This window comes from Rickettsiales endosymbiont of Peranema trichophorum, from assembly GCF_004210275.1.
In the GTDB taxonomy this organism is placed as follows: domain Bacteria; phylum Pseudomonadota; class Alphaproteobacteria; order Rickettsiales; family Midichloriaceae; genus RICK02.
Window position 1 is genome coordinate 1 of record NZ_SCFA01000020.1, and the last position, 13,088, is coordinate 13,088.

9 protein-coding genes are annotated in these 13,088 nt (G+C 40.4%); 3 read left to right on the top strand and 6 right to left on the bottom strand.

Going from position 1 to position 13,088, the window contains the following annotated elements:
- Window positions 1–39: 39 nt before the first annotated feature.
- The 5 genes from EDM53_RS00915 to EDM53_RS00935 all read right to left on the bottom strand — a co-directional run bounded on the left by EDM53_RS00915 (window position 40) and on the right by EDM53_RS00935 (window position 7,153).
- Window positions 40–501, bottom strand: coding sequence for a transposase (locus tag EDM53_RS00915; protein WP_130121519.1), 462 nt, complete (start codon window positions 499–501; stop codon window positions 40–42).
- A gap of 321 nt (window positions 502–822) precedes the next feature.
- Window positions 823–3,291, bottom strand: coding sequence for a hypothetical protein (locus EDM53_RS00920; protein WP_130121521.1), 2,469 nt, complete (start codon window positions 3,289–3,291; stop codon window positions 823–825).
- Window positions 3,292–3,294: 3 nt separating this feature from the next.
- Window positions 3,295–4,500, bottom strand: coding sequence for a hypothetical protein (locus tag EDM53_RS00925; RefSeq protein ID WP_130121523.1), 1,206 nt, complete (start codon window positions 4,498–4,500; stop codon window positions 3,295–3,297).
- A 181-nt stretch (window positions 4,501–4,681) separates the two neighbouring features.
- The gene (locus tag EDM53_RS00930; RefSeq protein ID WP_130121525.1) at window positions 4,682–5,893 is read right to left on the bottom strand and encodes a hypothetical protein; all 1,212 of its coding nucleotides are present in this window, start codon (window positions 5,891–5,893) and stop codon (window positions 4,682–4,684) included.
- 153 nt (window positions 5,894–6,046) lie between these two features.
- Entirely contained in the window at window positions 6,047–7,153 is a 1,107-nt protein-coding gene (locus EDM53_RS00935; protein ID WP_130121527.1) for a hypothetical protein, read from the bottom strand.
- 350 nt (window positions 7,154–7,503) lie between these two features.
- Between EDM53_RS00935 and EDM53_RS06040 the strand changes: the two genes are divergently transcribed.
- From EDM53_RS06040 to EDM53_RS00950, 3 genes are all read left to right on the top strand, one after another.
- Window positions 7,504–10,878 (top strand): hypothetical protein, encoded by a 3,375-nt coding sequence (locus tag EDM53_RS06040; RefSeq protein ID WP_165379520.1) that lies wholly within the window; start codon window positions 7,504–7,506, stop codon window positions 10,876–10,878.
- A gap of 217 nt (window positions 10,879–11,095) precedes the next feature.
- Window positions 11,096–11,974 carry an Rpn family recombination-promoting nuclease/putative transposase gene (locus EDM53_RS00945; protein WP_130121529.1) on the top strand — a complete coding sequence of 293 codons (879 nt, stop codon included), beginning with the start codon at window positions 11,096–11,098 and terminating at the stop codon, window positions 11,972–11,974.
- 101 nt (window positions 11,975–12,075) lie between these two features.
- Window positions 12,076–12,564 carry a protein-export chaperone SecB gene (locus EDM53_RS00950; RefSeq protein WP_130121531.1) on the top strand — a complete coding sequence of 163 codons (489 nt, stop codon included), beginning with the start codon at window positions 12,076–12,078 and terminating at the stop codon, window positions 12,562–12,564.
- Between the two features lie 315 nt (window positions 12,565–12,879).
- On the opposite strand, the gene EDM53_RS06045 is transcribed toward EDM53_RS00950, so the two are convergent.
- Window positions 12,880–13,088, bottom strand: a 209-nt coding sequence (locus EDM53_RS06045; RefSeq protein WP_165379521.1) for a hypothetical protein, incomplete at its 5' end; no start/stop codon positions are given.

Below are 13,088 nucleotides of genomic sequence, written 5' to 3' on the forward strand. Positions count from 1 at the left end.
CATTAAAACTAAGGGTTCTTTCCCCAATGATGATGCAGTTTATAAAATTGTGTTTTTGGCCTTGCAAAGAGCACAAACAAACTCGTTTAGTTCTATGCCCACCTTCCTGCAAAGATTAACAACCTCCTTCCTCGCTTTCTCCATTAACAATCCATCATGCGGATGCTTCACGTTCTTAATCTGAACTGTCGTATCTATAATCGCCGACTCCAAGTCTTTTTTTTTGAGCGCTCCGACTTTCACACCTATACGCAGAAGCTCTTTCAGAATCTCATTATAGTCTCCTTCACCTAAAATACCACGAAACCTACGAATAGTAGCTTCAGATACATCCACATCTTGCCGTACATACTCAAATCCACAGAAATATTGCCAGTACATATTCTCCTTCAGCTCCTCTTCTGCGAATGTATCTGACCCATTGTACATCGCTTGTAGCATTGCAAGAGCCAGCATCACTCTATGCTCTTTACGTGACCTACCAAATTGCTTGATTTTCACATTCGATAATGCGCTAGCTTATAGCGAAGACCAATCTACCAAATCTCGTAATTTGTATAGTTTGTTTTTGTGGTTCAATACATCTGCAAACTTAATGCAAAATAATCTTCCTTGTTTTTGACTGGAAACTTTGTTTTCTATTGGCATATCTGATATGTAAAATCCATAAGCTTTCTGCCTATCTAATACACTTTTCTTATGGATTTTCAATCCATTCTATCAACTCAATCCCTCATATCATATCATCTCTTCTCCACCACTTCTGACCCACGGACTATCATGATTGCAGGATTCATCTCCTTCCAAATCAGGTCGTTAGGCTTAATCTTGGTGGGGATCATAGTGAGTATACGTATAACAATAGCAATATATACCATATCCAACGACCACAGATGTGAACAATCCACTGGCTCCATATGCCCAATACTCAGTCTCATACCAATCTCCAGTAGTTGAACTACTGACAGCACAAAAACTTTCATCAATTCCATTCCTATTGAAGACGTCTGTACAATGGTAATGATACTCAAAGTTAAGAGCCTCTATAATCCCTAATTTGTTCGCCACGTTGTGAGCATCCCCTTTTGCCTTCAGTTTATTAATTTCACCCAATGCAATATTGCCATCCTTGATCTCCTCCAATACTTTGGTCACTTTGTCTATACAATCAGGCTCAACAGCACATACCCTCAGAACTAATTCTTCTATTCTGGGGTCGTTTAATCCTTGTAGCCAATATATACTACTGCTTAAATCTGACATGTGTAATATACCAATACCCGATTTGATATACGTGGGGGCAGCCAGTCCCTGTTCGATGTTCAATAGATATGCAATCAAAAGACTCTCCACACTCTGCTGACTCTTCAAATGATTACTTCGAATAATTGCAGGAGTAACGCTCTGGAGATCACCAACTCTACCGTGTATCACCATCGATTCGCAATTATGCTCACCAAGTGCCACTATGGTCGAACCGTACGGCAACTCCTTCAACGCCCACTTCTCGATCAACTGACCATTACAGGATGTTAGTAAAACATTGATCGGTACTTTCAAATCTTTACTAACAGACTTTGCTATAATCTCCTTTATAAGTAGTTTACCCAATATGTAGTGCCCAGTTCCCTCGGATAACTTAGAATGCGTTTTTGCCAACTTATCTGGCACCTTGAATAACCAGATCTCAGCATCACCACATTTCTCACCTTTATGTGGTCTCTCACCATAGTATATTTCTGGCATACCCGAATACCTGTCCCCAGCACCATGTGCATTAATAATGAACAGCTTGATTAAGTGGCTCATTGCATAATCATTGATGATCTTCCTAAGAACCACACTATTGATCTCGTTGTTGTCCCTTGCATCTATTGCAATAACAGTCATACCGCCTTTGTGCAATGACGACACCATGCCCGCTATGTTAATAGGCTTCGTCCCATCTGGCCCCCTAAGGTATACTACTGCTTCTTTTTGCCCCATACTTTTATACAGATGATGTGTACCATATATTACAACGCTCTTGCTCCTTGGCATAGTCAATTTAAACCCCTCATTTTGAAGACTCCTTAAACTGCTGGCGTTGAAACCCTGTGTACTTAGATAGTATAGTAATGAGTAACCATCTTCACTGACTATTTCTTTATAAATGCTATAATCTCTTGCTACCTTTATAACTGTACCCTCCAATACATCCTTCTTTCTATTATTCTCTATAGCATAGCGCCCAGTATACTCAGCAGCCTTCAAAAAATGACTAGATAGCTCGCTTTGCAATTTCTGACACAGATTCTTATTATCCAACAATTTTTTGACGTATTCATTCTGGGATACAACATATGACCAAAACGCTATACCTTCACTAAAAATGACTATTTGTCTCTGCTGTACAGCACTAAAATGCATGAAAACGTCACTACCAAAGAAAAGATCTAGTACATTGCTACTTTGTTTCATCAAGAATTTAAAGATGTGTGGAGTGTCGTCCCACTTGCTAGTTACCACTTTATATTGATTTTCTAGAGATAGGGAGCCTAGAACATCACTGTCCAAAAATGTCTTGAGTAATTTTGGTGCTTTCTTTCTGATAAAAGTCCTGATTACAGTGTCACCATTAGGTGGTTGGGGAAAACTCAACAGTTCTACCTTTGAAGCTTCTGTTAGTGAAGCGACAAAATCACTTTGCAAGATCGTCATAAGGCTAGCCTCCGAGTCAACAGCCTTAAATATGTCGCTCGTTATCAGCGTTCTTCTTTTCTGCGTGTCACTAAGATGACTTATAATAAAGTCATTACCCAGAATAGCCAAAATGCTATCCTTGTCTTTTTTAGCGACAAGCCATAAGGCAGTCCGCCCTGCCTCGCACTTTCCATTCACAATCTCAAAAAGATGTACATCACCCAGTCTCAGGAAGGCACCACTGTCCAACAATCCATTGATATAGACTTCTCCCCTTCTAACGCCAGAGCATAAAACCGTATTGCCAGCACTATCCTTACTGTTGATGATATTAAAAAGCTCTACACTTTCCAGTCGATTAATTAACGCATTATCCAATATAACACGTAAATGCTCTCCTGAACGTGACATAGCACTCTCAATAGCAGACACCATATATTCACCATTGGTGAACAGTGTAAAGATCTCTTTGTGATTTAACTGCTCTTCATCATCGATCTTCTTTATGTGTGCTACTAATGCCTCCGGTGTATGGTCCTGAACCTTACTGGAAAGCTCCTTCGCTAAAAATTTAATTTTCTTTGCTCTGCTCTTGTTTAACCGTTCCATGACTTAATTCATCTCATCATAATACATTCCTACTTGCTCTAGTATCTGCATTTGTAACTCATGGTTCAACCCGTAAAATACTTCAGAATCTTGTAATACACGTACATAATCTTCAGAACCTTTAGAGTGTAAAACCTCTAAAAATGTGTCTCCTACCTCAGATTTAGCTCCTAATACCTCCAATACCTCCTTACCAGACAGATTCAGAAACGTATCGCTACTAATGACAGCTTTAACATGCTGAGGCGACTTATTGAACGCTGCTATCAACAATGGCTCCCCTCCCTCATTGTATGTCGTTAGTACCTCCACTTGCTGTACAGAATCCAATTGCCTAAAAATAATATCGTGGTTTAGCAAGGATGATATATAATCAGGACCCTTATATACCGCGATCTCTACCAGCTTTTTCCCGTCATCGTTTTTATCCGTTAGCAACCCCAGTATCTTCTCTTTCCCCAAACCAAATTCGCTGTACCTATCTAATATAAGATTCAGCTCCGCTAAAGGTTTTCTCAGTGCTATTAATGACAGTAAACTATTACCATCCAGACAGTCTTTTAATAACAGAACGTCTAAAGCATCAATAGATAGCCTACCCAACGTTTCCCTGTTTACAACAGCCCTCAAATGCTCAATAGATAAGCCAGCAGCAGATATAAACAGTTCTACATCATCCCCATCCCTTGCAGAGAGCAACCGCAAGAGACCATCTTCTGACATACTCCTCACCGACGTACTACACAACACAGCTTTTATAAAAGCAGATGACTCATGTCTCAGTGCATACTCCATCACACTTATCCCATAATCATTCTTCTTAGTAAGGCTTGCTACCTTGTATCCTTCACTTAATTTCAAAAAGGACTCACTATTCAATACAGCTCGAATATGATTCGGTGAAATACGCATCACTTGCTCTAATACTGTATAGCCATGTTTATCTTTGATGTGCATCAGTTCATGTATATACTCTTCTCCAAGGTTTACTACAGGGCTAGAACTGAAGATACTGTACAAGGCTTCAGGTGACTTATTAGTCGCAGCCCCCAAGATGCTCAATCCATCCCCAGTTCTATTCCTAAACAGGGCTACTACATCTTCCGCACTCAACAATTTTAACTTATCACCAATCAGATTACCCAATTCATGAGAATCAGTGACGTGATTAATGAGCTCTACAATCTCTTGAACTAATGTATTGGTCATAGTTTTAATACTCCTCACATAATGCATTCCGGCAGTATACAGGCATCTTTACACTTCGTCCATCAAATCCTGCTATGCATTTAATTTGGGTTAAAAAGATAAGCTTACTCTCATTCCGTTCCCTCTGCAACTCACTCTCTACCTCTCTTCCAACACATCCTTATGTCAAATCGGGGTTACATTACGAGCTAGTCCACATCGATACACCATGCCCCTCCACTGACACATCTCCCAGGTAACCATCTGACGTTGCACCAAAAGACATATCCCGGCTTGCGCTCACACTCTCCTCAGGTTGATATCCTGAAAGATCAAAACACTGCCTTGCACTCTCTACAGAACTTCCAATAACCTCATCTCTGTTATCAAATCCATGCTCCTTTCCGAACATCTTCTCTAGTTCTTCAGCTTCCAGCATCCCAACAATCTTCAAATCTATCCACAACCTCTGTTCTTCCATAAATTCCAAAAATCTTTGCACTCCGTGATAACTCATAATGTATATCTGCAGCCAACTTGGAAACACCTCGATCCATCTTAGCACCTCATTTATTACTTCCTTTATTGTGCCTTCTTGTACTATGCCTCTTTCTTGCCTGTTCCCTCTAATGGTACACCCTGATACCACATCCATTCCCCCATGCTTATGAGACTCACAATCAGTACTGTGACACACACCATTCACGCTTTGTTCCAAGCCATGAAATTGATCCACATCCCTATCACTAGATTGCTCTTCACTGTCTATTGCTGTGTATACCTTATGCTCTACTTGCTTTGGATCATTTGGCGAATCTCCTCCAGACACACTCCTAATGTCGTCAATATCATCATCTCTCTTTGTTTCATACTCCTTCAAATACTCAATACCATTAAAGGGCATATCAAAGCTTGCCCTCCATTTCTCTACACTGGCTTGTGTATACAGCTTATCTATAAAATCCCTTCTGAGATAATTCACCTCCTCATCCAATGTCACCTCAAAACGAGATACATATCCAATGGAGCGGGTAATAAGAAAGCTTCGACCCTCTAGATGAGTAAGAGCCTCATTATGATTTCTCAAGTGCTCCTCGATAATATCTAAAATCTTCGTTCTTTTTTCATAAAATGTTAAAGCAAATGCGGCTGGATTATATCTGCTCGCATCAAATATCGTTAAAATATTTTCTGTATGCTCAATCGATAAAATATCTTTGACTAGTTCCGGTATGTTGGACCTGATAGCTTCATTTAATGCCAAGCTAAGCACATCATCCCGTGATGAGATGTAGTCACTATTGGTATTGATAAAATCTCTTATAAACATCTCAAGCTGACCATTACTATAACTCTCTTGGAACCGAACAAGATCCTGGTAACTCATCTTTATATTTAAGTGCTTTGGTTTCATAACCATTACCTTTAGTTTTTTAACTTTTCCATCAATATGTCAGTTTTCTAGCTAAAAACAAAGATATTATGCAATAAATTGCATAAACCCTATTCTTTCTGTGCTATTGCAGGCTTTACACTCCTTCCCTGGCATGTTGCAGTCCTCCCACCATCAACTGTGATACTCTAGCGTTGCTGGTAACATACCGTCACACACACTTTGTCCCAGTATCATATTCGCGTCAAACCAATATTCCGATACCGTAACTCTAGCTTCGTCTCCATTACTTACTATACTCCCATCCTTCGTATCTAATCCATAATCTTTATTAAATGTCCCTTCATCACCAAATAACCACGTCGTCCCTACCGCCGCTGACTCCTCTTCTATCGATTCAATCAATCTCTCTACAAAATGGAAACTCATAACGTATTTCTGAAGCCAATTCGGTAATGTCTCTATCCATTCTAGCATTCTCTGAACTACTGGTTCCTTCTCCTTATCACCATCTTCCTGTCTTGACATACTATGCTTAGTATCCACACTCACCGGCTCAACTTCTAGTAATTGTGCACCAGCACTATGCTGATGACCGACATCGATACGTACTTCATTCTGTGCTTTTGGGTCTACAGCTATTACGGTTTCTTCAGTATTTGACGTTCCCTCTGACGAATCTGTACCATCTTCATCAGTGTTACTACTTATACATTCATTGTCGCCAATACTTTTTAGATACTCAAGCGCATTAAATTCATGATTAAAGCTGCCCTTCCATTTCATTATTGACTCTTTTGTGTACAATTTGCTTAAAAAACGCTCTGTTATGTATTCCAACCTATCGTCTTCCTCCATATCAAGATCTGGTGTGCGTACAACCGCTCGGATTGCTAGAAAATCTTCCCCTTCTAATTCAACTAACATTCCTGCCAGTTCTTCTTGATGTTCATCTAAATACTCTTTTATTGCTTCTAGTACATCGCTTCTCTTACGAAAAGCTAAAGCAAATGAAAGTGGACTAAACTCTGTACTATCCATTATAGTAAGAATGCTCTGTGTATATTCTTCATATAAAATATCTTCCACTGTCCTTGGTATGTCGCGTCTTACCCCCTTATTTAAAGCCAAACTTAGTACATCATCTCGAGACAGATTCTGTTCACTGTGGTTGCTTATAAAAGCTGCTATAGCTTCTTCCAATCTCCCATTTTCCAACGCATGGCGTATTTCTTTAAACTCAGCGTATGTCATTTCTATGTTTAGTTTCTTTGGTTTCATATTTCTCTTTAAATTTATGTCTTTAATCATGACTCTCATCATTCTCTAGCATTCGACCAACGAAATCAATCTTATTGATTCTTTGTTGGCATAATTGGTGGGGATGCCCATCACGACCCTAATACGTACTCATCAAGAAGTCCCATTTTTAAATGATCGAAGCGGATTTTGTGAAATTCGGCTCTGCGCAAGTATTTCAATACGCTTACGCAGCCTCATCCTCAAATCCATTTGCCTGATTTAATCTGAAGTTTGGTATTACTTGAGCTTTGAAATCAATTTTTTTGCTAGCTATTACTCTATGATGCATGTATTGGTAAGGGATGTATGACAAAAATAAAGCCAATTAAATGCAAAACATAGAAAATGCACCTGTAATTCAGAGATTAGATGATGTGATATCCACTTTGCATCTTGATAGTCCTGACGATCGTATTAACGGATTACGTGCACTAGAAAGGATGGCCGCTACCCGCGTCAAATTTTCTACGGATGAAGCTATACAGATACTGGTAGCTCTAAAGTTAATGTTGCACAGTTCAGATGCTATGAATCGCAGCGAGGCGTTCTTCAGTATGTCAAAAATTTGTTATAGCATTATCGCAGGAAAATCAGAAGAGGATGTGAAGCACATCCTCTCTTCCCTGTTTCAGGGTGTAAATATATCTCGCAACGGTAAAGATCTGAGACACCTATCCTGTATACTAGGAAACATGGCAGGGTACAACAGTATTGTTGATAGTAAGATTCTTGATCTCTTTATGGAATCTCGAAGTAATGTCAACTACTTGGGTTATGCCTTAGGCAAATCCCTTGGTGCGAAACATAGTATGGTCAAGAAGTACCTAGACCTGAGGTTTCTTAAAGATGTCGTGTCAAAAGTGTTTGAGTTTGTTGAGCCTTTGAGGCTTCCTGGTCCTGTAGAGGAATATATGTCTCACTCACTTAAAAAAGCATATCCCATTGCGGAATCCGGCAGTCATGATGCAGCCAGTGCCTTTTTAAGAAGTACGATTTCCTTGTTAAATACTAATTTAGATACTGATGCACAGCCCTGGATAGAACGCATTATTCGTAATATTGCTGATGAAATCCCCGTAAAGACAAAATTAGAAACGATAAAAGCGCTTGTCAATATTGTGGCAGATCCTGCAGATGAATCGATCGTAGAGCAGGATATATCCGATTCATATATGTTGGGAATAGCAGGAGTATTACTGAATAGTATTGGTACTACATCAACAAGTCTATTGGCTTTACTCCGGGAAATAACAGAGAACCAAGATGTTCCTAGTGATATAAGAGCAGAGGTCAGCGAATTACTCCAAGCAAGAACTGCAACACCTGTAGACAGCAATGTGGAGCAGGAGTACGAGACCGTAGCTAGAATGTTAGGTGTATGTCCTCCTGACGCATCTATAGAAACATGGTTAAGCGAGCTACGCAAACTTGCTTTTATGCTGAATGACCAAGTCCATACTACATCAGATACAGACATGGTCATAACATCAATGACAAACCTTGAAGCAATATCAGTTGATGCGTGGAACATACTTCTAAAGACCATGTCACGTAAACATACATCAGAAGTAGTAATAGGGGTACTGAAAGTAGTTGGGAGAGATAGGATATGGAATACCATTAGAGCGATGTCGAATCGTCAAAATAATGTTGATGATACAGTAAGCTTAATAGTACAAATAGGGATGGCACGAGAAAGTATACCTACAGAATTTGGAATCCTAGCTTTAAATCATCTCACTAATGATTTAGGAGGTGATGATCTGGAGCACAAGATATCCAGTATAGCGTCAGTTGTTGAAGTGACTAGTGAGATACCATATTCATTGAGAATGACTATTTTGACTAAGCTGACTGAGATTTTGGAGGACGAAGACGAAGGGAATTGTGAGCATGCTGCAGAGGGAGTAGGCAGGATTGTGAGAGCACTTGGTACAATATCTGTAGCAGAAGGAGGAAAAACACTTCAAGTGCTTGGCCATATGTTTGAGAATACTGAGAGTAGATCTAGTGCAGTAGTAAGTGCAGTGATATCCCTAGTGCATGATATTGATGTCGTATCCCAAGATCAAGTCAATCAGACATTGAATGTGCTGATGCAAGACCTGTATGATGAAGATGAGGACGTTCGTATGGATGCTGTGAGCGGGGTGACTGGAATAGCATTGAGAAGTGATTGCCCTAGAGAGGTAAAAACTAGTGTGTTAGACGCTCTTATTTATTTATCAAATAATCTTGATGATGCTACAGGAAGTGCTCCTGGTTACTTCTGTCATGTCTTATCAGATGCAATCAGCTCAATTTGTATGTCTTTGGGAGAACCAAAGAGAGATTGTGAGCAAAAGGAACGGTATGAAGAAGCAGAAGAACAACGAGAAGCAGAAGAGGCAGAAGAACAACGGGAGGCAGAAGAGGCAGAAGAACAACGGGAGGCAGAAGAGGCAGAAGAACAAGAAGAAGCACTCTACCATCTTTTTATAGTCAGAGCACAATACGCTTTTAAAGAGCAAGAGTTAATATCGTCTCCTGCTGGCACAGAGCTCCTATATACAGCACACGAGCTAGGAGGACAGACACTGCAGAATGCCTTATTAGATGTAATGTACGAAGAAGGACAGGCTATCAACTTGCTGAGTAGAGCAAGAGAGATAGGAAGCAAAGGACTGGTGCTGGAGATAATGGCGGCTCTGGAAACCGCAGGCCCTGCCAAGGAGACTATTGAGACTAACCATATCGAACAGGAAACACTGGTGGTTCGGAGTACAATAAGAAAAGGGGGAGGAATAGATGTACAACAAACCATCCAGGTTGGCAGCATTTCACACCAAAAAACTAAAGTGTCAAGTACTATTACTAGTATCATTGAAAAATTAACCAATAAACTAGACGTTATCTGGAAATACAAGCTGTGCCTGCACAAAGCAGACATCGCAAGATTTAGTCAAATTTTGAAAGACAATGATCTGGGTACATTAACTTCACTTGATATTTTACGGGATGAGGCAAAATTTAAGAAAAGCGTACTTCTAAAATTACATCCGGACAAGGGAGGTAAAGCTGAAGATTTTGCATTTGTGAGGGGATTGCAGGAAAAAATGAAGGCTGATATCGATATAAATGCAATAATTGCAGAAAAAGCAGCAAAAATACAAGTGGCCATGTACAAAGCGTCCCTAGGCATCAAAGTAGCAGATACTGTTGTGGATGTGCTGAGAGTTGTGAACAAACCTACATTTGAGAACAGCAAGGAACTGGTATTGGACGTAGCACACTTATACGGAATGTACAAGGGACTGAACGGATATGGCTTGGCAATAGGTACTTTAGAAGCCACATATCAAGCATACCAAGGAGAATACGCAGAAGCACTGAAACATGTCGTCATAACAGGAGCCTACATGACACTGCCCGTGGTGATGGCAGCAACAGGAGTACCATACGCCAGCTTAGCGTTTGCAGTAGTAATGACAGCCTACAGTGGTTACCACCTGCTGTACAATGTGCACAGTCTGTACACAGAATGCACAAGTGATGACAATGCAGCAAAATCATCAGAGGTTGATGTATACTTATACAATACACTAGTAAAAACCCCACTAGAGTACGTATACGAATCTGAACCTCATAGTGTTGCTGTGGAGAATGATGTGCAGCTGACAGATGAACAAGCATCCTCATTGCAAGAAGCAGTGTATGACGTATAACATTATTGGACATAGAACCATCACCAAATGGAGTCTCGGAACCAGAAATGGAGAAGCGTAGCTATATGCATAAGCATAGGAAAAGGACATCAGCGCTGTGTAACGGTGGACGAGCTATTGTGAATTTGAAGAGGTAGGTACACTAAAACAGTTGGAGGAAGTATTTGGAATAGTATACAATGGGTTTTACTAAGGATAAACACAAGAGATTATATTGATGACAAGATATCTAGACGCAACAAACGATGTAGCATTTAAGAGAGTCTTTAGCGACAAGGAAAGACTGAAGGATTTTTTAAATGCTATGCTACGTTTAGAACCGGGAGAAAAAATAGCAGAACTTGAGTTTATGTCAGGAGAGGAAATACCGGACATAGGACAGGGCAAAAGAAGCTTGTTTGATTTGAAGTGCAAGGATGAGTCAGGAAAGATCTACATAGTAGAGATGGAGAACAGACAAGAGATGCACTACATACAAAGGGCGCAGTTTTATGGAGCGCATACATACGTATCCCAATTAAAGAAGGGAATGTTTCACGGGGAGTTATTACCTGTAATAGTGGTAAGTATCATGAAGAACAAGAAGTTGTTTGGAGACAACATAGGTTGCATTAGTTACCACACTACGAGGGAAGAGAAGACGAATGAAAGGCACTTATTTGCATTGTCATATGTATTTATAGAATTGATGAAATTTAAGAAGGAAGGTGATGAATTAAATGGAATAGAGGACGAGTGGTTATTTTTTCTAAGTAGGTCGGAGGAAGTGAAGGAGCCGCCTATGTGTACGAAGGACGAGCACATATTAGAAGCGTATAAGGAGCTAGAGAGGTTTAACTGGAGCGAGGAGTCGTACGATGCGTATGTGAGGGCGAGATTACTGCTTGATGGACAAGAATACAGCATAGACGAAGCAAGACAGGAGGGGATAGAGAAGGGAAAAGCGGAAGGAAAAGCAGAGGGCAAAGCGGAAGGTGAGCGTGAGAAAGCCTTGTCGATAGCCAAACAGCTGCTAGGTATGGGCATGGACGTCAAGAAAGTCAGTGAAGCAACTGGGTTATCGGAGGCTGAGGTAGAAGGGCTTTCGAGTAAGTAAATATGCAAAAACATTCACATTAATGAAGTATTTAGTTTGTATTGAGAAAACAGATATGATAGTTCTCTGGCGTTGATAATTTTTGGAGGTAAAACAAAAAAATGACTGAAGTAGAAAAGACACTAGAGCAAGAGCGTCGCATTTCAATTAGATTGCTTTTACAATACAATAAATTCGTAAAATTTGACGTTGTCAAAAGCAGCTACGAGTTGTCTCAACTGAAGAATGTGAAACCACATCTAAACTATCAACTTAATCCAAGTTATAGGGATTTAGGTAGTGACGTGTATGAAATGATGTTAGCCCTGAAGCTTGAGTCTATCACGGCAGAAGCAAAGGAAGAAAAGGACAAGGATAAGATCTTTGAGTTAGAGGTCGCTTACTGCGGAATCTTTAAGTTGGAAGGAGCGTGGGACGTAGGTGTGATAGAAGAGATGTTCCTTGTGGATTGCGCTACGTTATTGTTTCCATTCGTGAGGCAAGAGGTTGCAAACATCACGGTAGGAAGCGGATATGCACCTATACTTCTAGAGCCAATGAATTTGAGGGAGCTCTATACTCAGTATAAGAATAGTAGGACTATAAACTAGATCCAACCTGGAGGGCCTCCCTGCTATGTCTCTGCCCCCTAACTATTACCCACAACCTTTGAGGGGAACACGTATCTGCAGAGCAAATCATATCTGGGAATTATAAAAGCACAGAGGAAAGAACGAGGGACTTGGATACTGTGTTAGTAGTGCAGGATACATGGTATTTATCTTATACACTCAGAGGGAAAACTAAAGGGCTTTGTATCTGGGTTTTCTAGTTCCCCATCTGGATCCCCCAGCACCACACACAATGGACTACCTGCATGATCATGAACCTCTGTTACTGACGTGTAGGGCTTTGTAGACAACGCACTAGCGATCGCGTTGAGCACCAGCACTCTCCCCCTGCAAGGGACCTTGCTCATCCCGCTCCCTTGCAGTAGCGCTTCTGCTTCCGTGAAATATACTATCTCTGTTATCGTATACATTTTTCCTAGCCAGTATGTTATATTCTGCTACCATCTCCCCCTTCTGTAGTATGTCTCCAGTATGCGATTCTTTAGAATGCTTAGTATGCTGTT